Source organism: Vibrio sp. HM8-C (genome assembly GCF_058630515.1).
On sequence record NZ_JBMMKS010000009.1, the window covers coordinates 16,686 to 38,451 of the forward strand.

Annotated in this window: 19 protein-coding genes and 2 pseudogenes; 12 read left to right on the forward strand and 9 right to left on the reverse strand. The window is 43.0% G+C overall.

Going from position 1 to position 21,766, the window contains the following annotated elements; all coding sequences use genetic code 11:
- Positions 1-187 precede the first annotated feature (187 nt).
- The gene (acs, locus tag ACOSVQ_RS11625) at positions 188-2,137 is read left to right on the forward strand and encodes an acetate--CoA ligase (RefSeq protein ID WP_491982726.1); all 1,950 of its coding nucleotides are present in this window, start codon (positions 188-190) and stop codon (positions 2,135-2,137) included.
- Positions 2,138-2,240: 103 nt separating this feature from the next.
- Here acs and ACOSVQ_RS11630 read toward each other — a convergent pair whose 3' ends face one another.
- On the reverse strand, positions 2,241-3,035 hold the full coding sequence (locus ACOSVQ_RS11630; protein WP_491982727.1) for a hypothetical protein: 795 nt from the start codon (positions 3,033-3,035) through the stop codon (positions 2,241-2,243).
- 442 nt (positions 3,036-3,477) lie between these two features.
- Between ACOSVQ_RS11630 and aroQ the strand changes: the two genes are divergently transcribed.
- The 9 genes and pseudogenes from aroQ (at position 3,478) to purD (ending at position 11,891) form a co-directional block, all read left to right on the forward strand.
- Positions 3,478-3,927 (forward strand): type II 3-dehydroquinate dehydratase, encoded by a 450-nt coding sequence (gene aroQ / locus ACOSVQ_RS11635; RefSeq protein ID WP_102941600.1) that lies wholly within the window; start codon positions 3,478-3,480, stop codon positions 3,925-3,927.
- Positions 3,928-3,988: 61 nt separating this feature from the next.
- A complete protein-coding gene (accB, locus tag ACOSVQ_RS11640; protein ID WP_491982728.1) occupies positions 3,989-4,447 on the forward strand; it encodes an acetyl-CoA carboxylase biotin carboxyl carrier protein in 459 nt (152 codons plus the stop codon).
- Between the two features lie 14 nt (positions 4,448-4,461).
- The gene (gene accC / locus ACOSVQ_RS11645) at positions 4,462-5,811 is read left to right on the forward strand and encodes an acetyl-CoA carboxylase biotin carboxylase subunit (RefSeq protein WP_491982729.1); all 1,350 of its coding nucleotides are present in this window, start codon (positions 4,462-4,464) and stop codon (positions 5,809-5,811) included.
- A gap of 185 nt (positions 5,812-5,996) precedes the next feature.
- Entirely contained in the window at positions 5,997-6,884 is an 888-nt protein-coding gene (gene prmA, locus ACOSVQ_RS11650; RefSeq protein WP_491982730.1) for a 50S ribosomal protein L11 methyltransferase, read from the forward strand.
- 289 nt (positions 6,885-7,173) lie between these two features.
- Entirely contained in the window at positions 7,174-8,154 is a 981-nt protein-coding gene (gene dusB, locus ACOSVQ_RS11655) for a tRNA dihydrouridine synthase DusB (RefSeq protein WP_491982731.1), read from the forward strand.
- 39 nt (positions 8,155-8,193) lie between these two features.
- On the forward strand, positions 8,194-8,490 hold the full coding sequence (gene fis, locus ACOSVQ_RS11660; protein WP_000462885.1) for a DNA-binding transcriptional regulator Fis: 297 nt from the start codon (positions 8,194-8,196) through the stop codon (positions 8,488-8,490).
- A 211-nt stretch (positions 8,491-8,701) separates the two neighbouring features.
- Positions 8,702-8,806 (forward strand): annotated as a pseudogene (locus ACOSVQ_RS11665) (phosphoribosylamine--glycine ligase); the annotation flags it as partial.
- 138 nt (positions 8,807-8,944) lie between these two features.
- The gene (gene purH, locus ACOSVQ_RS11670) at positions 8,945-10,537 is read left to right on the forward strand and encodes a bifunctional phosphoribosylaminoimidazolecarboxamide formyltransferase/IMP cyclohydrolase (protein ID WP_491982732.1); all 1,593 of its coding nucleotides are present in this window, start codon (positions 8,945-8,947) and stop codon (positions 10,535-10,537) included.
- Between the two features lie 61 nt (positions 10,538-10,598).
- The gene (gene purD / locus ACOSVQ_RS11675; protein WP_491982733.1) at positions 10,599-11,891 is read left to right on the forward strand and encodes a phosphoribosylamine--glycine ligase; all 1,293 of its coding nucleotides are present in this window, start codon (positions 10,599-10,601) and stop codon (positions 11,889-11,891) included.
- Between the two features lie 87 nt (positions 11,892-11,978).
- Here the strand turns inward: purD and ACOSVQ_RS11680 are convergent, their stop codons facing one another.
- From ACOSVQ_RS11680 to ACOSVQ_RS11695, 4 genes are all read right to left on the reverse strand, one after another.
- Positions 11,979-12,671, reverse strand: coding sequence for a DUF1481 domain-containing protein (locus ACOSVQ_RS11680; protein ID WP_491982734.1), 693 nt, complete (start codon positions 12,669-12,671; stop codon positions 11,979-11,981).
- A 42-nt stretch (positions 12,672-12,713) separates the two neighbouring features.
- A complete protein-coding gene (gene hupA, locus ACOSVQ_RS11685) occupies positions 12,714-12,986 on the reverse strand; it encodes a nucleoid-associated protein HU-alpha (protein WP_102941587.1) in 273 nt (90 codons plus the stop codon).
- Positions 12,987-13,246: 260 nt separating this feature from the next.
- The gene (locus ACOSVQ_RS11690) at positions 13,247-13,537 is read right to left on the reverse strand and encodes a hypothetical protein (protein ID WP_491982866.1); all 291 of its coding nucleotides are present in this window, start codon (positions 13,535-13,537) and stop codon (positions 13,247-13,249) included.
- 2 nt (positions 13,538-13,539) lie between these two features.
- On the reverse strand, positions 13,540-14,127 hold the full coding sequence (locus tag ACOSVQ_RS11695) for a YjaG family protein (RefSeq protein WP_491982735.1): 588 nt from the start codon (positions 14,125-14,127) through the stop codon (positions 13,540-13,542).
- Between the two features lie 72 nt (positions 14,128-14,199).
- On the opposite strand from ACOSVQ_RS11695, the gene ACOSVQ_RS11700 reads away from it, so the two are divergent.
- Positions 14,200-15,126, forward strand: coding sequence for a D-2-hydroxyacid dehydrogenase (locus tag ACOSVQ_RS11700; protein WP_491982736.1), 927 nt, complete (start codon positions 14,200-14,202; stop codon positions 15,124-15,126).
- Entirely contained in the window at positions 15,126-15,695 is a 570-nt protein-coding gene (locus tag ACOSVQ_RS11705; RefSeq protein WP_491982737.1) for a uracil-DNA glycosylase family protein, read from the forward strand. Before ACOSVQ_RS11700 ends, ACOSVQ_RS11705 begins: the two co-directional genes overlap by 1 nt.
- Positions 15,696-15,704: 9 nt before the next feature.
- Here the strand turns inward: ACOSVQ_RS11705 and ACOSVQ_RS11710 are convergent, their stop codons facing one another.
- The 4 genes and pseudogenes from ACOSVQ_RS11710 to ACOSVQ_RS11725 all read right to left on the reverse strand — a co-directional run bounded on the left by ACOSVQ_RS11710 (position 15,705) and on the right by ACOSVQ_RS11725 (position 21,755).
- Complete coding sequence (locus ACOSVQ_RS11710; protein WP_491982738.1) at positions 15,705-17,009, reverse strand: MBL fold metallo-hydrolase; 1,305 nt, start codon at positions 17,007-17,009, stop codon at positions 15,705-15,707.
- Between the two features lie 390 nt (positions 17,010-17,399).
- Positions 17,400-18,566 carry a nucleotide sugar dehydrogenase gene (locus tag ACOSVQ_RS11715; protein ID WP_491982739.1) on the reverse strand — a complete coding sequence of 389 codons (1,167 nt, stop codon included), beginning with the start codon at positions 18,564-18,566 and terminating at the stop codon, positions 17,400-17,402.
- Positions 18,567-18,959: 393 nt separating this feature from the next.
- A pseudogene (locus tag ACOSVQ_RS11720) lies at positions 18,960-20,078 on the reverse strand (transposase family protein).
- Positions 20,079-20,336: 258 nt separating this feature from the next.
- Positions 20,337-21,755, reverse strand: coding sequence for a phosphomannomutase (locus ACOSVQ_RS11725; RefSeq protein ID WP_491982740.1), 1,419 nt, complete (start codon positions 21,753-21,755; stop codon positions 20,337-20,339).
- Positions 21,756-21,766: the final 11 nt, after the last annotated feature.

The following is a 21,766-nucleotide window of genomic DNA, read 5'->3' on the forward strand; positions in this document are numbered from 1 at the left end:
CTCACCGTGACTCCCAATTAAAACAAGCCAAAGTAGGTTTATTCATCATCAAATGAGAGCGCATTTATCCTAAAGTCTAATTGTGAAACTTCCCTATGTGACTAAGAGTTATAGGCATAACGAGTTTCCTCGTTGGACGTTTTAAACGCCATCAAGGTGATTGCAGTATTCACAAGGAGAATTTGTAATGAGTGAAGCCCACATTTATCCGGTAAAAGAAAATATTAAATCTCACACGCATGCGGATAATGAAACTTACCTAGCCATGTACCAGCAGTCAGTGACAGATCCAGAAGGATTCTGGAGCGAACACGGTAAGATTGTGGATTGGATTAAGCCATTCACTAAAGTGAAACAGACCTCTTTCGACACTGGGCATGTAGACATTCGCTGGTTTGAAGACGGCACGCTAAACGTTTCTGCTAACTGTATCGACCGTCATCTTGCCAAGCGCGGTGACGATGTTGCGATCATCTGGGAAGGTGACAACCCTGAGGAAGACAAGACTCTTACTTTTAAGCAGTTGCATGAGCAGGTCTGTCGCTTCTCAAACGCAATGAAAGAACAAGGTATTCGTAAAGGTGATGTAGTTTGTCTATACATGCCAATGGTTCCAGAAGCAGCGATAGCAATGCTTGCCTGTACACGTATCGGCGCTGTGCACACTGTGGTATTCGGCGGCTTCTCTCCAGAAGCTCTGTCAGGTCGTATCATTGACTCAAACGCGAAACTGGTCATCACTGCCGATGAAGGTGTTCGTGGTGGTCGCGCAGTTCCGTTGAAGAAAAACGTCGATGAAGCACTGACCAATCCTGAAATCAAAAACATCAACAAAGTTATTGTATTTAAACGTACTGGCGGCGAAGTGGCGTGGCATGAGCATCGTGACGTTTGGTGGCACGAAGCAACCGCTAAAGTATCTGCAGACTGTCCACCTGAAGAGATGAAAGCGGAAGATCCTCTATTCATCCTTTACACGTCGGGTTCAACGGGTAAACCAAAAGGTGTATTGCACACCACTGGCGGATACCTTGTATACGCAACCATGACATTTAAATACGTATTCGATTACCAACCGGGCGAGACCTTCTGGTGTACGGCAGATGTGGGTTGGATTACTGGTCACACATACTTGATTTACGGACCACTGGCGAACGGTGCGAAAACCATTCTGTTTGAAGGTGTGCCTAACTACCCAGATACCAACCGCATGAGCCAAGTGGTTGATAAGCACAAAGTGAATATTCTCTACACTGCGCCAACGGCGATTCGTGCTCTGATGGCAAAAGGTGACGAAGCGGTAAAAGAAACCTCTCGTGACAGCTTACGTATCATGGGTTCAGTAGGTGAGCCGATTAACCCTGAAGCTTGGGAGTGGTATTACAAAACCATTGGTAACGAGAGATCTCCTATTGTCGATACATGGTGGCAAACTGAGACTGGTGGCATCTTGATTACTCCACTACCAGGTGCGACCGATTTGAAACCGGGCTCTGCTACTCGTCCTTTCTTCGGTGTTCAACCAGCACTGGTTGATAACATGGGTGAAATCGTTGACGGAGCAGCTGAGGGTAACCTTGTTATTCTCGACTCTTGGCCAGGTCAAATGCGTACGGTTTATGGTGACCATGAGCGTTTCGAGCAAACGTACTTCTCAACCTTTAAAGGCATGTACTTTACCGGTGACGGTGCTCGTCGTGATGAAGATGGTTACTACTGGATCACTGGTCGAGTGGACGACGTACTAAACGTATCTGGCCACCGTATGGGTACCGCAGAAATCGAATCCGCTCTGGTTGCATTCGATAAAATTGCCGAAGCGGCTGTTGTTGGTGTACCTCATGACATTAAAGGACAAGCAATTTACGCATACATTACTTTGAATGACGGTGTTTATCCAAGCGCCGAATTACATAAAGAAGTGAAAAACTGGGTACGTAAAGAAATTGGTCCTATCGCAACGCCAGATGTACTGCACTGGACTGATGCTCTACCTAAAACACGTTCAGGTAAAATCATGCGTCGTATTCTACGTAAGATTGCAACCGGTGATACTGGTAACTTAGGTGATACTTCTACCCTAGCTGATCCAAGCGTAGTGGATAAACTCATCGCTGAGAAAGCTGAGCTCGTATAATCGAAGGCACTCTACGTATAATCAAAGAAACTCTAAAAGCAGAAAGCCCCAATACGTAATTGGGGCTTTTTCTTATCTCAACTCAGCAACGTCAAGTTCGCAATTAATCGAACTGATAAGTGTAAGAAGCAATCACACGTTTATCTGGATCATCTAAGTAAGTATTGTTGTCCATCATAAACGTCATCAAACTGAATGAGTGGTTCTTGTTTGCCAAATAACTCACACCACCACCAAGGAAGAAACCTTTGTAGTTTTCACCTTCATCATTCTCTGAACCATAAGTACCCGCAGCAAAACCCATTAATGTCACTTCTTGCGATAACGGTTTCAAACCAAAAGCACCGACATAGCCACTGCTTCCTGCAGAGTCCGCCATATAGAAACCATTTTCAGCACTTGGTGTACCAACGAAAGCAACATCAGAACATGCACCGGAACCATTACAACGAGGCGATTCACCGTCGTTATAGGTATAACCCGCCATCGGGAACAACTGAACACCTAGAGGTTCGATACCAAATACACTTAGTGGGATAAAGGTACCAACACTATAGTTAGTCTGGTTTGCACCGTTGGTGTACTCATTCTTACCAAAGTTAAAGTTCAAGATACCAACCGGAAACAACCAAGAGCCACCAACACGCCATTCACTCGCATCTGAATTAAGGCGAACGTTAATCTTTCTCGCAGGATCGAACGCTAAAGAACCTGAAAAAGAGACATTAGAATCATCAAAATCGTAGTTATTGGCATAAGAGATACCCACTTTGGTGACAACCTTAGTTGGGTCATCGGCTAACTTCGATTCATTGTCTTTAATATCTTTACTTGGAGCCGCATAAACTGAACCAGCCAAACATAACGACGTTATTGCTATAAATGGAGCTATCTTCATTTTTTAATCACCTTATTACGAAGAAACTGTTGATACTTGTACCTAAATCCATATATCAAGCAAGCTCTTCGATTCCACCACTGACTCGAGTGTTAACACACTCGTTAAAGCTTAATTCATAAACTATAGTTTCTGATTGAGTCTTGAATATCAGATTAACAACAATTTTTTGAATTATCAGAGAAATCCGATATTGGCTTACCCACTAAAGAATGAAATGCTTAAGGATTGGTTCACAATGTGCCATTCCTCCCATTTCATCTATACTCAAATATTAAATAAAAGTGATAAGACCAGTAATTTGCTGCCATTTGCTGTGAATTGGCTATAATCTTGGTCAATTTAAAAATTTCTACGAATTTTTGACAAAAAATAGTGTCGAATACGAGAAGATTCCCGAGAATTTCCGATTCGCTCCACATTAGAGGAAGATAGCGACACAATGGCTGCCAAATTACGCATTCTTGTCTTAAACGGTCCAAACCTAAACTTATTAGGTTTACGTGAGCCGACACATTATGGTTCTAACACCTTAGAACACATTGTCGCGACCTTACGTGAAAATGCAGAAAAAGCAGGTGTTGAGTTAGAACATCTTCAATCCAACCGCGAATATGAACTTATTGAAGCAATTCACCAAGCTCATGGAAATGTGGATTTCATTATTATCAACCCAGCAGCATTTACGCACACCAGCGTCGCTATTCGTGATGCTTTACTCGGCGTGGCTATTCCGTTTATCGAAGTACACCTGTCGAACGTGCATGCTCGCGAGCCATTCCGCCACCACTCTTACCTGTCTGATAAAGCACAAGGAGTGATTTGTGGTTTAGGTGCGCAAGGTTATGAATTTGCTCTGTCTGCTGCCATTAAAACTTTGCAGGCAAAGTAACCAAACACTCTGCAGTCCGAAAGGACTGTCTTACTCAACAAGATAAAAGAGAAAAGAAACAATGGATATTCGTAAAATCAAGAAGCTAATCGAGTTAGTTGAAGAATCAGGCATCGCTGAGCTAGAAATTTCTGAAGGCGAAGAGTCAGTACGAATCAGTCGTCACGGTGTTCCTGCTCCAGCACCAATTCACTACGCAGCACCAGCACCTGTTGCAGCTCCAGCTCCAGTAGCAGCGCCTGTTACAGCAGCACCAGTTGCAGCGGCAGAGCCAAGCGTACCAGCAGGCCACAAAGTTCTTTCTCCAATGGTTGGTACTTTCTACCGCTCTCCAAGTCCAGACTCAAAACCATTCATCGAAGTGGGTCAAAAAGTGTCTGTTGGCGATACTCTATGTATCGTTGAAGCGATGAAAATGATGAACCAAATCGAATCAGACAAATCTGGTGTTGTTACTGCAATCCTACTAGAAGACGGTCAGCCTGTAGAATTCGACCAACCACTTGTTGTTATCGAATAATAGAGGCCTTTTCTATGTTAGATAAAGTAGTCATCGCGAACCGAGGTGAAATTGCACTTCGTATTCTTCGCGCGTGTAAAGAATTAGGGATCAAAACGGTTGCTGTACACTCTACAGCTGACCGCGATCTAAAACATGTGCTGCTTGCAGATGAGTCTATCTGTATCGGTCCAGCATCAAGCATGGAAAGTTACCTAAACATTCCTCGCATCATTTCTGCTGCAGAAGTGACTGGTGCAGTGGCGATCCACCCTGGATACGGCTTCCTATCTGAGAACGCAGACTTTGCTGAACAGGTAGAGAAAAGCGGCTTCATTTTCGTAGGTCCGAAAGCAGAAACTATTCGCCTAATGGGTGACAAAGTTTCAGCAATCAACTCAATGAAGAAAGCTGGCGTACCATGTGTACCGGGTTCTGATGGTCCACTGGACAATGACGAAGCGAAGAACAAAGCTCACGCTAAACGCATCGGCTACCCAGTAATTATCAAAGCATCTGGCGGCGGCGGCGGTCGTGGTATGCGCGTTGTTCGTTCTGAAAAAGATCTGATTAATTCAATCAGCATGACTCGTGCAGAAGCAAAAGCAGCGTTCAACAACGACATGGTTTACATGGAAAAATTCCTAGAGAACCCACGTCACGTCGAAGTTCAGGTACTTGCTGATGGCCAAGGTAACGCAATTCACCTAGGTGAGCGTGACTGTTCAATGCAGCGTCGTCACCAGAAAGTGGTTGAAGAAGCTCCAGCACCTGGCATTACTGAAGAGATGCGTAAGTACATCGGTGAACGTTGTACTCGTGCATGTATCGAGATCGGTTACCGCGGTGCAGGTACGTTCGAGTTCCTATACGAAAATGGCGAATTCTACTTCATTGAGATGAACACTCGTATTCAGGTTGAACACCCAGTAACTGAAATGGTTACCGGCGTAGACTTGATTAAAGAGCAACTTCGTATTGCAGCTGGTCAACCACTGTCATTTACTCAAAGTGACATCAAGATCCGCGGCCATGCAGTTGAATGTCGTATCAACGCGGAAGACCCAGTACGCTTCCTACCAAGCCCAGGTAAGATTACACGTCTGCATACTCCTGGCGGTATGGGTGTTCGTTGGGAATCGCATATCTACTCAGGTTACACAGTTCCACCTCACTACGATTCAATGATCGGTAAACTGATCACTTTCGGTGAGAACCGTGATGTAGCGATTGCACGTATGCGTAACGCACTGAATGAAATGATTGTAGAAGGTATTAAGACTAACGTACCTCTACAACAAGAAATCATGAAGGATGAGAACTTCCAACATGGTGGTGCGAACATTCATTACCTAGAGAAAAAACTAGGTTTGAACAAAGCATAATCGATGCTGATTTAAGAAATGCCCACTTCGGTGGGCATTTTTATTTCTGTGACTTTATTTTTTGTGATAGCCGTCATTAACGAACAAAGTTGCAGCACCTTAAGCACAGGGGTAAACTCTGCGCCATTATCTAATACCAAGAGCTAGTACCAAGTACTAGAACCAAGAACGAAGAGAGCAATCACATGCCTTGGATTCAAATAAAGCTTAACGCGACCAATGAAAACGCTGAACAAATTAGCGACATGCTAATGGAAGAAACGGGTGCGTTATCCGTCACTTTCCTAGACGCAAAAGATACACCTGTATTTGAACCACTACCGGGCGAAACTCGCTTATGGGGAGATACAGACGTATTAGCTCTCTACGATGCTGAAGTCGATACTGCACTAATAATCAGCCAAATTCGCGACAGCCAGCTTCTTCCAGAAGGCTTTGCGCATAAAGTCGAGCAAATTGAAGACAAAGATTGGGAACGCGAATGGATGGATAACTTCCACCCAATGAAGTTCGGCGAACGTCTTTGGATTTGTCCAAGCTGGCGTGATGTTCCAGATCCAAGTGCAGTGAACGTAATGCTCGACCCTGGTCTTGCATTCGGTACAGGTACTCACCCAACGACGGCGCTGTGCCTTGAGTGGTTAGAGTCTCTTGACCTAAGCGGTAAAACCGTCATCGATTTTGGTTGTGGATCAGGTATTTTAGCGATCGCAGCGATCAAATTAGGCGCAGCAAAAGTTATCGGCATCGACATCGATCCACAAGCTCTGCTTGCATCGAAAGATAACGCTGGCCGTAACGGCGTTGAAGACCAAATCGAAGTATACCTTCCTCAAGACCAACCTGAAGGCCTAGTAGCTGATGTTGTCGTAGCAAACATTCTTGCAGGCCCACTACGTGAACTTTCTGGAATCATCAAAGGTCTTATGAAGCCAGGTGGCAAACTTGCTATGTCAGGCGTACTGGATACCCAAGCTGAAGATGTAGCGAACTACTATCGCGATGAACTACAAGTAGACCCAATTGTTGAAAAGAACGAATGGTGTCGCATCTCTGGGCAAAAACTCAGCTAACAAGCTGGTTTGTGATAAGAGATAGGTAACTGCAACAGAGAGAAAAAAGTGATCTCATGCCTGTTGAAACATCTTAGAAACAGGTGTGAAACGACGCCAACGTTATAGATACAAAGCAATGTTGCAGTTTCTAATTACAAGGTAAAAGCGTAATTGATTGAAAATTGGGCTATTTACAAAAACAAATTGTAAATGCTCAAATATTAGTCTTTTCACGCAGTAAAAAAATGCGTAAAATGCGCGCCCTTGCTACTGGTCGATTGACCTAAAAATAAGCTGTGAAGACATTTTGAAGATCGGAAACTATCAACTCGAAAACAATCTTATCGTCGCCCCAATGGCGGGTGTCACGGACAGACCATTTCGCGAGTTGTGTCTTCAGTACGGTGCAGGAATGGCAGTCAGTGAAATGATGTCTTCTAATCCTGCATTGTGGGGAACCGAGAAATCAAAAAACCGTATGGTACACGAAGGCGAATCGGGCATTCGTTCGGTACAAATTGCGGGCAGTGATCCACAGCTAATGGCAGATGCTGCTCAATTCAGTGTTGAAAACGGTGCACAAATCATCGACATCAACATGGGTTGTCCAGCAAAAAAAGTGAATAAGAAGCTAGCCGGCTCTGCTCTACTTCGTTTTCCAGACCTCATCGAAGAGATCTTAAAAACAGTAGTAGATGCAGTGGATGTCCCTGTGACACTCAAAACCCGTACTGGCTGGGATACAGACAACAAAAACTGTGTCTATATCGCTCAATTAGCCGAAAACTGCGGCATACAAGCATTAGCACTCCATGGGAGAACGCGAGCTTGTATGTACAAAGGTGAGGCCGAATACGACAGCATTAAAGCGGCGAAAGAGGCAATCAATATTCCGGTTATCGCTAACGGTGATATCGATTCTCCGGAGAAAGCTAAATATGTGCTTGAGTACACAGGCGCTGACGCTTTAATGATTGGACGCCCTGCCCAAGGCCGTCCGTGGATTTTCCAAGAAATCCAACACTATTTACAAAACGGCACCACAATGCCTGAGCTTCCTCTTGAGGAAGTGAAAAGCATTATGCTGGGTCATGTGACAGCTCTGCATGGTTTCTATGGAGAGTATTTAGGTCCACGAATCGCGCGTAAGCACGTGGGTTGGTATCTAAAAGAACATGAAGAAGCGAGTGAGTTTCGCCGTACCTTCAACGCCATAGAGGCAGCACCGCTGCAATTAGAAGCGCTTGAAGGTTATTTTGATAATACCCAAGCATACCCGCGCGGGTAACGTTGCATCATCATAATTAAGAGAAGAGCTAGACCGAATATGTTCGAACAAAATCTGACTTCAGAAGCTTTAACAGTAACTACAGTAACTTCACAAGACCAAATCACGCAAAAGCCACTACGTGATTCCGTTAAAGCATCTCTTAAAAACTATCTTGCTCAGTTAAATGGCCAAGAAGTGACAGAACTATACGAGTTAGTTCTAGCGGAAGTTGAACAGCCACTACTAGATACAATCATGCAGTACACTCGCGGTAACCAAACTCGCGCAGCAACTATGATGGGTATCAACCGCGGTACTCTTCGCAAGAAACTTAAAAAATATGGTATGAACTAATACAAAGTTCTAACTGATTGAATTTGAAAAGCTCAACTAGAAATAGTTGAGCTTTTTTGTTGTTTGCCCACACAAAAACTACCACATCTGCCCTATTACCTTCGCTGTACCTTCTCTAGCCATTTTTCTTCAAACTCACCCTTTTTCTATCCTTAGTGTTTATCTATTCGTTCAGCATCAACTGTATTATTAAACTGCTTTATTTAAGCTCTTGTTACTTTTTTCTCTTGAAAAACCTGTTTTTAGATATTATTTTCCCCATGCCAAACGATTGCGCGAGATCTTTTGTAATAAATTGGTTAGAATACGCGCCATCCGAAATCTTGGAACCTCGTTGATATTGATATAGGGTCTTTACCAAAACTGACCAAACTGTGATGCTCAGCCATCACCCATGAACAATTTTGGCAAACATCTTTCGTATCAACTCCATGAATTAAAGGAAAATGGAAGCATGAATAACGCTCGTCCAATTCGCCGCGCACTGATCAGTGTTTCAGATAAAACTGGCATCGTTGAGTTCGCCCAAGCGCTAGCACAGCGCGGTGTCGATATCCTATCTACTGGCGGTACAGCTCGCCTTCTTGCTGAGAAAGGTATTGCTGTAACTGAAGTTTCAGACTACACCGGTTTCCCGGAAATGATGGACGGGCGTGTAAAAACGTTACACCCAAAAGTTCATGGTGGCGTATTGGGCCGTCGTGGCCAAGATGATGAAATCATGGCAACACACGGCATCAACCCTATCGATATGGTCGTTGTTAACCTTTACCCATTCGCTGAAACAGTAGCGAAAGAAGGTTGTACGCTGGAAGATGCTGTTGAAAACATCGATATCGGCGGCCCAACAATGGTTCGTTCTGCAGCGAAAAACCATAAAGATGTCACTATCGTAGTCAATGCTTCAGATTACGACCGCGTTATTGCTGAAATGGATGCGAACGAAAAATCTCTGACTCTTGCTACTCGTTTTGACCTCGCTATCGCAGCATTCGAACACACAGCGGCATACGACGGCATGATCGCTAACTACTTCGGTACTATGGTTCCATCTTACGGTGAGAATAAAGAGGGTGACGATGAGTCTAAGTTCCCTCGCACCTTCAACATGCAGTTCGAGAAGAAGCAAGATATGCGCTACGGTGAAAACAGTCACCAATCTGCTGCTTTCTATGTTGAAGCAAACCCACAAGAAGCGTCTGTTTCCACAGCGAAACAAATTCAAGGTAAAGCACTTTCTTACAACAACATTGCAGATACTGATGCTGCACTAGAGTGTGTTAAAGAGTTCGCAGAACCAGCTTGCGTGATTGTAAAACACGCGAACCCATGTGGTGTAGCGCTTGGTAAAGACATCCTAGAAGCTTACAACCGCGCTTACCAAACAGACCCTACATCAGCATTCGGCGGCATCATCGCATTTAACCAAGAGTTAGATGCTGAAACGGCATCTGCAATTGTTGAACGTCAGTTCGTTGAAGTGATCATCGCACCAAAAGTTTCTGCAGAAGCAATTAAAGTGGTAGCAGCGAAGAAAAACGTGCGTCTACTTGAGTGCGGCGAGTGGTCAACTAAGACGACTGGTTTTGACGTGAAACGCGTGAACGGCGGTCTGTTGGTTCAAGATCGCGATCAAGGCATGGTGTCTGTAGATGACCTCAAAGTGGTATCTAAACGTCAACCAACAGAAGAAGAGCTAAAAGATGCCCTATTCTGCTGGAAAGTTGCGAAGTATGTGAAATCAAACGCGATTGTTTACGCAAAAGGCGACATGACTATCGGTGTCGGCGCTGGCCAAATGAGCCGCGTATACTCAGCTAAAATTGCAGGTATTAAAGCGGCAGATGAAGGTCTTGAAGTTGCGGGTAGCGTAATGGCTTCAGACGCATTCTTCCCATTCCGTGATGGTATCGACGCAGCCGCAGAAGCTGGCATTAAGTGCGTAATTCAACCGGGTGGTTCAATGCGCGATGACGAAGTTATCGCAGCAGCAGATGAACACGGCATGGCGATGATCTTTACTGGCATGCGTCATTTCCGCCACTAAACAAATTTGTTTTTAGTTCTCCCCTTCACATGAAGGGGAGTTGAATTCAAGAGATATTAAAATGAATGTATTAATTATTGGTTCCGGCGGTCGTGAACATGCCCTTGGTTGGAAAGTAGCTCAAAACCCAAACGTTAAAAACATCTATATCGCACCGGGTAATGCGGGAACAGCGTTAGAGCCTAAGCTGCAAAACGTTGCTATTCAGGTTGAAGATGTTGCTAGCCTAGTGACTTTCGCACAAGAAAACGCGATTGATTTGACGATTGTTGGTCCTGAAGCGCCATTAGTTATCGGTGTCGTTGATGCATTCCGTGCAGCGGGTTTGCCAATTTTTGGTCCAACTCAAGCTGCGGCTCAGCTAGAAGGATCAAAAGCTTTCACCAAAGACTTCTTAGCTCGCCACAACATTCCAACGGCAGCATACGCAAACTTTACTGAAATAGAACCTGCATTGGCTTACGTTCGTCAGCAAGGCGCACCTATTGTAGTTAAGGCGGACGGTCTTGCTGCAGGTAAAGGCGTTATCGTCGCAATGACGCTTGAAGAAGCGGAAGACGCTATCAAAGATATGCTCGCTGGCAATGCTTTTGGTGAAGCAGGCAGTCGCGTTGTGGTGGAAGAGTTCCTTGATGGTGAAGAAGCAAGCTTCATCGTGATGGTTGATGGCGTTAACGTTCTACCTATGGCCACCAGCCAAGACCATAAACGCGTAGGCGACAAAGATACTGGCCCTAACACCGGCGGTATGGGCGCTTACTCTCCTGCGCCAGTGGTTACTCAAGAAATCCATGACCGCATCATGCAAGAAGTGATTTACCCAACGGTACATGGCATGGCTGCGGAAGGTAACCCGTACACAGGCTTCCTATACGCAGGGCTGATGATCGATGCAGCTGGCACACCTAAAGTTATCGAGTACAACTGCCGTTTTGGAGATCCAGAAACGCAACCAATCATGATGCGTATGCAATCAGATATGGTGGAGCTATGTTTAGCTGCTATTGATGGCAAACTTGACCAAATGGAATCTAAGTGGGACCCACGCGCTTCAATCGGTATTGTGCTTGCAGCCGGTGGTTACCCTGGTGATTACAATAAAGGTGATGTCATTTCTGGCCTGCCAACCGTTGAAGTAGAAGGTCAGAAAGTTTTCCATGCTGGCACAACTGAAAAAGACGGTAACGTAGTAACTAATGGTGGTCGTGTTCTTTGTGCAACAGCATTAGGCAACACAGTATCGGAAGCACAACAACGTGCTTACGAGCTAACGAAACAAATTCAATGGAATGGTGTTTTCTACCGTAATGATATCGGCTACCGAGCTATCGCTCGTGAGCAAGCTGGCGAATAGTAGAAGAAGTCACACCTGATAATTGATTACAAAGGCGCTGAGAAATCAGCGTCTTTTTTATTGCTTAATCTTTTTAGACGTAATCCGTTATTCAGTGATCAACTTAGGTCTTTCGATACAGTCATGATCATCATCGGCAAGAATCAATAACTCATCGATATAAACAGTATTATTACGAATTTTGCCCAAAAAACCAATGTAGTTATCTAGACTAGACAAGCGACTCATCACGAAGTTAGGAAGCGTATGATTAAATTCGACTTTGTTGTAATCAAGCCCATTACAGCTTTCAAACGTCGAACCATCCCAAAAGCCCTGAATCAATTCAAGACCTTGCTTGTTTTGGTCTTTGGTTATCTTGTTGATGGCTTTCGCTTCTAAAACATAGCGTTCTAGCTGGCCTTCGTTTAAAGGAAGGATTTTTTTATTCACGCGGTACTGTTGATATACTGCTTCGCCGTCCTTATTAAAACGGACATGTGCAGTGTACGGCACAAGCTCACCATCTTTTAGTTGCTCACCATTGCGGACCACTTCTCTAACGCTTCCTTCGTCCCAACGATATGAAGTTTCGTACCAACCGTATGTTTCAGAGGTCACATGATCAGAAGCTGATACAGATTGTGATGAACTTTCGGTATACCAATAATAGCTGGTTGCATCTCCGGTACGTTGACCACCAGAGAACTGGCTCATTGGGTTGAAATTAGAATTCGTTACGGAAGATGAACATCCCGCAACTAAGATAGCAGTGATGAAAGAGGAAAGAATTTTTTTCATAGAAAAGAACGCCGAGATAAGACTACCTCGGCGTAGTATAGATTACTTAACTGAATCTTTCAGTGCTTTACCTGCTACGAATGCAGGTACGTTTGCTGCAGCGATTTGAATCTCAGCACCAGTTTTTGGGTTACGGCCAGTGCGAGCTGCACGATGATTTACTTTGAATGTACCAAAACCAATTAGTTGAACTTGGTCACCATCTTTAAGTGCACCTTCAACTGCGCCTAGAGTCGCTTCAAGAGCAGCTTTAGCTTGAGCTTTAGATAGATCTGCTTTCTCTGCGATAAAGTCGATTAATTGGGTCTTGTTCATTAGTTTTCCCTTCTGATAGGTTATCGAATTCACTTCACTCTAAAGCATAAACGCCCCGTCTGGCAAAGGTTTGTCACGCATCTTGGGGCTAAATGACGTAGTTTTAACCATATTCTGAGCTTCAACTCACAATTTGAGCCAAAGTCAGAGCTCATCGCGTCTGGCTTAACACAAACGAGAGACCTAAGTTCATTTAACTTAGTGATATAAATAAGAATTAAGCATCAAGGAATACAATACAAAAAGCCAAATAGATTACTCTATTTGACTCTAAGTAAACGATGCGTTTGTTGACCGACTTGAAAGGTTCGAACTTGGGAACGCTTCATATTTTCCACCTGTTCGAGCATAGCCAACGAATAGTGACGACGTTTCATCCATTGCAAAGGCTCTTGGAAGCTATCTTCATTGATGATGAACGACTCATCTTTCAATCTCGATTCAGAAATCCGGATCACCCAAATTCGCGATCGAAAATCTAACGCTTCCAAGATGAAGTGCTTTAATTGCACTAACTTTTCAGAAAAAGACCAAGCTTTATAAAAAGATATGGTCAAAGAGCAACACCAATGTTACTTACACCCTCTTCACGCAGCTCTTGGCGTAAGTCCTTAATTAGGCTGATGTCACGACCTTCAGCTTCACGCAGAGGACGATAAATTGCCCATTGAACATCCCATTCAGCACAGACAGCTTCGTTCTGCTTCTGATTTTCGTTAGTGATTTCTTCGCCCGTCTGAGCTTCTTCTAGTTGAGCCACTGTAGTTACCGATATCTGGCTCACCTCTAACATGTTATCAAACAGGTAATCACGGTCGAGCAGGCCATGAAGTAAGGTAGACAATGCAACACAGGCATCAATCGCTGGGTAAACGGCATACATATCGAAGTCTTCCGAACTCGGAATGATCTCTTCTAACTTCTCTAGCTGATGTTCAAAGTTAACTTTTGCCGTCTTGACTGTCATCTGCTCCCAGACGCTGTCAAGAATGTCACGATAAACACGAGCATCTGCAAATTCAGTATTTTCACAAAACATGGCATAGTTAGGGTACATACGCTCACACAAGCAAGCCATGAAGGTAATTTGTTGCCAAGGTTCGAACTTTTCTAGACGAACCTGTACAGGATTTTGGAGCATAAGCACTCAACCGTTGAGGAAAATTGACAGCGGAAGTGTACTGGATAACCAACGGGGAAAAAAGCCGCTCTTATGAACAATTTCACTCACAAGCTTTATATTTTGACGGAACAAAACGATGTTTATCGTGAAAACATAGAGTCTCTAGAACTTGAAGACTTAGTTATTACGGATGTCAAAGATGAAGCTTCTATCCTTTTAGCGGCACCACCAATGGCAGCGAAGTGCCTTGATGAATTTCCTAAACTGGAATGGCTGCAATCTGCGTATGCCGGAATAGACGCATTAACGGCTCTTCATCTGCGGCAGGATTATGAGTTAACTAATGTTAAAGGTATTTTCGGCCAACAAATTTCCGAGTATGTCTTAGGCTATGCGATTAGCCATTATCGTCACTTTGCCAACTATCAAAAACAGCAAGAACAACATCACTGGGAGCAACACTTATATCAATCGATTGATACAAAGGTAATATTGATACTCGGCACCGGTTCAATAAGTTCACACCTCTCATCTATAGCCGCAAACTTTGGCATGAAAGTTATAGGGATTAATACGACGGGGATTCCAGCAAAAACAGGGACGTTTCATGAGACTTACCATATCAATGAGCTTGAAAATGCCATGAAACAAGCTGACATTATCGTCAATACTTTGCCTAATACCGTAGAAACCAAAGGGCTACTAAACGCTAAAACACTACGTTACTGCTCAAATGCTCTGCTCTTTAATGTAGGTCGTGGTGCCATTTTGATTGAGGGAGATTTAATTCCCGCAATTGAAAATGGGCATATCGAACACGCATTTCTTGATGTGTTTATCAGTGAACCGCTAAAACCAGAACACCCTTTCTGGAATCACAACGGGATAACCGTTACTCCGCATATCGCAGCATTGAGTTTTCCGCACCAGGTAGTAGAGATTTTTGCTCACAACTACCGCTTGTGGCGAGATGGCTTCCAATTAGAAAACCGAATTGATTTTGACAAAGGCTACTGATGCTAGATCTTCTACTCAGGGAGATCAGAGCTTGTGATGTATGTGCTCACTCACTTCCCTTAGGTGCAAACCCAGTTATTCAGGCTAACAAAAAGGCTAAGTTGCTTATCATTGGGCAAGCTCCGGGAGTAAAAGTACACGAGACATCTATTCCTTGGAATGACCCTAGTGGAAACCGCCTAAGAAGCTGGCTGGATATAGATAAAGAGACATTCTATAACCCTGAGAAAATTGCCATCATGCCAATCGGATTGTGCTATCCCGGCAAAGGTAGCGGTGGCGACTTACCACCAAGAAAAGAATGTGCTCCACTCTGGCATCAAAGAGTGCTAGCAGAATTGCCGAACATAGAAATGACCTTACTGATCGGTCAGTACGCGCAAAATTACTACCTAAAAGATAAACCCGTAACTCTCACAGAAACCGTACAGCAATGGCAAAAATGGGCACCGCTGTTTATACCACTTCCACACCCTTCACCTCGCAACACTCTTTGGTTAAAGAAAAATCATTGGTTTGAAGCAGAGGTGGTGGAATACATCCGCAATCATGTTCATTCTTGTATTTAGTCGGTAAGCTTACTCAACAACTTTGTATCCTTTGGAACGCAGGATATTGGCAAAAGCTTGTTTGGATTCGAGTTCTCCGTGAATGAGATGAACTTGCTTAGGTTTAACTGGTATACCTTCAATAAACTTGAGTAAGTCATCACTATCTGCATGAGCAGAATAACCCGACATAGTATGAATGTGAGCGTTTACTAACACTTCCTCTTCATCAATCCAAACTGTTTTGTTTCCTTGTTGGATACACTTACCTAGCGTCCCTTCAGCCTGGAACCCTGCAAATATCACATCGGTTCTTTCATCAGGCAAAAGAGCTTTGAGATAATCCATAATTCTCCCGCCCTCGCACATGCCAGAGGCAGCTACGACAATCGCCGGTTCCCCTGTTGAAACAAGACGATTCACAAGTTCTTGATGCGCTTGATGGTCGCCAACCGTAATACACTGTTCAAACGCGAGTGGATGACGATGCATTTTCAGGCGTTGCTTGGCTTCTTCACCCCAAAGACTTCTGAATTTTTGATAAGACAAAGTAACCTTTTGTGCCATGGGTGAGTCAAGAATGATAGGCAGTTTAGAATCGAGTTGATGCTCATGAATCAATTGTTCGATATCGAATAACAATTCTTGAGTTCGACCGACACTAAACGCGGGAATAAGGATTGTGCCACCATCAGACAAAGAACGGTCTATGATCTCTTTTAGTATCTGGGACCGGTGCTCTACCCCTTCGTGTTTGGCATTGCCATAAGTTGTTTCAATAACCAGAAAGTCTGCTTGCTTAGGTGGTATAGGATCAGGTAATAGCGGTGTATTGCTTGGTCCTAAATCACCAGAAAACACCACAAGTTCCTGATTTGGTAACTCCACTTCTAAATACGCAGAGCCTAAGATATGACCAGCAGGATTAAATCGACAGCGGAAAGTATCGACATCAATCCAGCGATAATAATCCACCGGATGAAGCAGACGAATGATAGCTTCAATAATCGGCTTGCGAGCTTCTAACGTTAGGCCTTGCTGAATTTTGAGCCCATCATCAAGCATCAAAGGCACTAATTCAGCCGTCGCTTTGGTGCAGTAAATGGGTTTATCGAACTCTTGAGTTATAAGCCAAGGCAAGCGCCCTATATGGTCTATATGCGCGTGAGTAAGCACTAACGCTTTCACGTTATTTAAAGGAAATGGCTCGGTAAGTTGCTGCGCATCCGCACCTTGAAACATACCGCAATCAATCAGAATCGAACGGTCACCAAACACGAGTTCGTGACAAGAACCTGTGACTGTATTTTTACCGCCGTGGTGGATGAGTTGCATTGCCAACGCTCCCTATTTTTGTCTTTAATTTCAGAGTAATACTCAAGACAAAAATAGGAAGGTTAGCATTGTGAAGTTGCGGAGAACGTCGAGTTAAACTCGATCTCCAGCTCCTTTGCCTGTCGCTGTTTGGATAAAATAAGTGAAATAGTTATTCGTTAGTATAATAAGTTTAAATAAAAACATTCACTACGAGTTTTTGCCAAGGGCATCAACGTATCTATCATGCGAAAGTGGACATTAATTCAACACTTACTGCTAAATTGGACATATCATTGTCTTTGACATTCTACTTAATCCTTTATATCAACACAAATTTTGTCTAAAAATACTCCACCTTTCAGAAAAAGGCAGTTAGAGATAAGGAGTAGTTGCTCAGCCACTATTCCTTTAGTCAGAACCAAAAAGGTCACGTGTATAAACTTTATCTACTACATCAGAAAGTTCTTGCGCCATTCGGTTTGAGATAATCACGTCAGACTTAGCCTTAAACGCCTCAAGATTTCGCATCACTTCTGAATGGAAGAACTCATCATCTTGAAGTGTAGGCTCATAAACGATAACCGTAATCCCCTTAGCTTTCAGACGCTTCATAATGCCTTGAATAGAAGAAGCTCGGAAATTATCCGAGCCAGATTTCATAATTAAACGATAAATACCAACAATTGAAGGGTTACGCTTTAAAATCGAGTCAGCAATAAAATCTTTCCTAGTACGGTTTGCATCAACTATCGCAGAAACAATATTATTAGGAACATCCTGATAGTTAGCTAGTAGCTGCTTAGTGTCTTTAGGTAAACAGTAGCCACCATAACCAAACGAAGGGTTATTATAATGGCTACCTATTCTAGGATCTAATCCCACGCCTTGGATAATCTGTCGCGTGTTCAAACCATGTGCCTCGGCATAAGAATCAAGCTCGTTAAAATAAGCCACACGCATAGCCAAGTAAGTATTTGAGAATAGCTTTACTGCTTCAGCCTCAGTCGAGTTAGTTAGGAGTACATCGATGTTCTCTTTTACAGCACCTTCAACTAGCAGATTGGCGAACTCTTGCGCACGTTCACTCTGCTCCCCCACAATAATACGAGATGGATACAAGTTGTCATAAAGGGCGCTTCCTTCTCTTAAAAACTCAGGAGAGAACAGTAAGTTATCACACCTAAACTCCTTCTTTATACGTTCAGTATAGCCAACCGGAACCGTTGACTTAATGACCATTACAGCTTGAGGGTTAAGCGTTATAACATCTTTGATAACCGACTCAACTGAGGACGTATTGAAGTAGTTAGTCTCAGGGTCATAATCCGTTGGTGTAGCAATTATAACAAAACGTGCATCTTGGTAAGCAAGGGTCTTATCAGTCGTTGCAACAAAATCGAGCGACTTACTTGATAAAAAGCCTTCAATTTCAGCGTCAGCAATAGGAGAGATTTTTTGGTTAAGAAGTTCAACTTTTTTTTCAATAACGTCTAATGCGACTACTTGGTGATGTTGCGCTAGTAACATTGCATTAGATAGGCCAACATATCCTGTACCCACTATGGTAATTTTCACAATTTACTCCAATTAGCACTCACTTCTGTGAGATATATACTCATTGATTTTGGCTAATAATATTCCGACACAATTTAGATTGGAATTCTCAATTTAACATGTTCCAATGAACATTAATAAACAGCAGTAATGACTTAAAATGCGATACTATATAGTTGAAGAGAAAACGCAAACCGCTACCTGATTAATGGGCTGAGTATGTTGTTTGTTATCAGTAGCAAAATACTAAACCTAAATCAGCCAGAATCCATTAGCTTGACGTTATATTTAGATTGATCCTAACAAGTAATCTGGTGATAGCGAGGATTACTTAAAATACATCAAAAGCAATGCTATTTTTGAACACTTTTGCATTAATAACTTTGTTCTGATCCAGTCAGACTGGGCACGTCATCAAGCGAAATTTTGTTGTTCAAAGTTAACTGAGCTTAGATACCGAAGAACACTGGACGTTCTCGACCGAATATAATCCCCCCCTATGAACTCGAACATCTTTTGGCGCATCAGGTCTCTCTACCTAATCGGTTCATTTAGGGTCGCGTCAAATTTCATAGAATGGAACAAGCACTCAACACGAAAATTATTCCAGCACTATCTTTCCTACTCATTCGTTGTTTTAGATTATAAGTCAGTTATGAGGTCTCGATAGTCTTTTGAGCAGCACTGACTTCCTCGATCACTATATACGACAACCGCTCACAGAGTAGATAGCGCACATAGACCAGCGTAGACATCATTTTGCTATCCATAGACCGTCCAATTACTTATCTTGGCTAAAGTTCAATAATTACCTCCAGAAACAGCCTGCCTTCACTTGTAGCAATTCTCCCGCCCATTTTCATTCTGAGCTACTGCTTTAAGGTTCTGAACTAACAAATTTCTAGCAACAGATATTTGATGCTTGCTTTCCATAATGCACTTAGACTTAAGTGCAGCTTTCGACAGCATCTTACTTACAGCAATGGTTTTAACATTGTGATTATGACCGCTACCAACCAGTTCATTGGGGATGCACTTTTAACCATCTCGACCTTCGCTGTTTTCATGTCCCCTTTGACCTTTCTACCAAGATTTTGTCGAATAGCCTAGCCTCGCGTTGGATAGCCTTGTATCGATTCTTAATTCAGTAATAAACCCACTTTGGGAAATCCCGAACGCCTTGACCATACGCACAATACTTAAGCACAGAAGCAGGTCGAGCATAAATTCGTAGCAATTTATTTTAGACTCTTCGTGAAGTAGGTGGCAGCCATTTTCACAATTTCTAGCTCTTCTGCTTGCTCAGCTAACGGCCTATAGAGCTTCGCAACTTTTTGCGACTAGTACTTGTTCATGCTAGCTACCACTAACGTCTTTCTTCAAGTTCTTTCGTCAAGTTCTTTCGTCACCCGTAAATATGAGATTCATATAAAACTGTCTTACTGACACAACTACTCATATTTTATCGACTAGTTGCAAAGATTCAGCCTTAAACTCAGGACGACATTTAATTATAGTTTTCTTAGTTGCTATTGTTAACCTATTTAGTGATTGTACTCATTTAAATCGGCATCCAAAGCTGCTGAAGCGGAACACCTCAACAGTTCCGTCTAACCACTCAGATTTTAAATCTAAAATCTTTACCTTCACCTTTTTACGGTGAGTTCAATAATAAAACCACCTCTCATATTGACGTCGTTATCTTGTATTCCCGACACTTATATTTCTTGTTCTGCCAGGTTTGTTTTTAGCGAAGTGGAAGGAGGGAAATGCAATGATTACAATAGACGCCTATTTTGTAACAGCGTCGAGAACAAGTTTCACTAACCAATCAGCTCGTTCTTGTGTGGATGACTCAGAGTAACACCTTAACTCAGGAGCATTACCTGAAGGGCGAATATGGATGATATCACCACTCTTGAGGTACATCCTTAACCCGTCAGTAATGTCTATCTTATCTATATACTCCCCCTCAACACGCCAAGAATCCAATAAAGCTTGAGGCTTTGATAATCCTAATTCGAGTAATCTTTTACTATCGTTATGGTCAAAATTCTGTAAACGATCACTAGAAGTATAGCGTCTAGGCAATGTTTTTAGCAGTTCAGAAATCTTTACAGACCTCTGCGCTGCGCTAGTTAAAACGATTAGTGCAGGCAATACTGCATCGCGTGTTGGTAAGGCTGATAAGTAAAAATTAGACTCATATATGTCAGAACCAAGTATAAACCCACCATTGGCCTCAAAACCTGCCACTCGTGTAAACTTCTTTTTTAGTCTGTCTATCTCTGCTATTACATATGGAGAGCCAATTTGTGTTAGGCTTGTATGGGAAAAAACGCCTGATGTTTCTATCGATGTATTACAACTAATAGGAATAGCAACAGCTTCAATTCCTAACGCCTCCGCACAAAGCATCCCCAACATGTCACCTCGTAACCACTCCCCATTCTCATCAGACAACATAGGGCGATCACCATCACCATCCGTTGTAAAAATAGCGTCCAAGTTATATATTGAAGACCACAATTTCGCTTTCGTTCGTTCTTCTATTCCTACAGCCTCAGTATCTACTGGGACAAACGTATCACTGGGGTCTAACGAAATAACGTCAGCCCCAAGCTCAGAGAAAATTAGAGGGTACAATTCTCGCCCAGCACTCGAATGTTGATACACTCCTATTCGCATTTGATATAGAGGCTTTCCATGAAAAATACTAGTGTTTCTATCAAGGTATAATCTCGATGCTTCTTGACTCACAGTTAGAGTTGGCAATACCTGACCTATTTCAACCGAAACATCTGATGCTAGAATTGAGCATTCATCTTGCTTGTCAATTTCGCCATCAGGCCGATAAAACTTCAAACCATTTCTGTCAAAAGGAATATGGCTTCCTGTCACCATAATTGCAGGAATTTTTTTATGAATTGATAACAACGCCAGAGCTGGAGTCGGTACTACACCAAAATAAATAACATCAATTCCAGCGTGTTGCGCCGCGTTAGCACATGCCATAGCTATTTTTAGGCTACTAGGGCGATTATCGATAGCAATTCCAACAGTATCAAAACAAAATTTGTCTGTCATAACATCTAGAAATGCTAACGTAAAAGCGGCACATACATGATCACTTAGGTTTTCAACCAATCCTCTAACACCGCTAGTACCAAAAGATACGCCACTATTTCTTATTATTTCATTAGCTTTCATGAATTGCCAAC

Coding starts and splice junctions, on each gene's coding strand:
- acs (WP_491982726.1), top strand. CDS start 188: ATGAGTGAAGCCCACATTTATCCGGTAAAAGAAAATATTAAATCTCAC.
- ACOSVQ_RS11630 (WP_491982727.1), bottom strand. CDS start 3,035: ATGAAGATAGCTCCATTTATAGCAATAACGTCGTTATGTTTGGCTGGT.
- aroQ (WP_102941600.1), top strand. CDS start 3,478: ATGGCTGCCAAATTACGCATTCTTGTCTTAAACGGTCCAAACCTAAAC.
- accB (WP_491982728.1), top strand. CDS start 3,989: ATGGATATTCGTAAAATCAAGAAGCTAATCGAGTTAGTTGAAGAATCA.
- accC (WP_491982729.1), top strand. CDS start 4,462: ATGTTAGATAAAGTAGTCATCGCGAACCGAGGTGAAATTGCACTTCGT.
- prmA (WP_491982730.1), top strand. CDS start 5,997: ATGCCTTGGATTCAAATAAAGCTTAACGCGACCAATGAAAACGCTGAA.
- fis (WP_000462885.1), top strand. CDS start 8,194: ATGTTCGAACAAAATCTGACTTCAGAAGCTTTAACAGTAACTACAGTA.
- purH (WP_491982732.1), top strand. CDS start 8,945: ATGAATAACGCTCGTCCAATTCGCCGCGCACTGATCAGTGTTTCAGAT.
- purD (WP_491982733.1), top strand. CDS start 10,599: ATGAATGTATTAATTATTGGTTCCGGCGGTCGTGAACATGCCCTTGGT.
- ACOSVQ_RS11680 (WP_491982734.1), bottom strand. CDS start 12,671: ATGAAAAAAATTCTTTCCTCTTTCATCACTGCTATCTTAGTTGCGGGA.
- hupA (WP_102941587.1), bottom strand. CDS start 12,986: ATGAACAAGACCCAATTAATCGACTTTATCGCAGAGAAAGCAGATCTA.
- ACOSVQ_RS11695 (WP_491982735.1), bottom strand. CDS start 14,127: ATGCTCCAAAATCCTGTACAGGTTCGTCTAGAAAAGTTCGAACCTTGG.
- ACOSVQ_RS11700 (WP_491982736.1), top strand. CDS start 14,200: ATGAACAATTTCACTCACAAGCTTTATATTTTGACGGAACAAAACGAT.
- ACOSVQ_RS11705 (WP_491982737.1), top strand. CDS start 15,126: ATGCTAGATCTTCTACTCAGGGAGATCAGAGCTTGTGATGTATGTGCT.
- ACOSVQ_RS11710 (WP_491982738.1), bottom strand. CDS start 17,009: ATGCAACTCATCCACCACGGCGGTAAAAATACAGTCACAGGTTCTTGT.
- ACOSVQ_RS11725 (WP_491982740.1), bottom strand. CDS start 21,755: ATGAAAGCTAATGAAATAATAAGAAATAGTGGCGTATCTTTTGGTACT.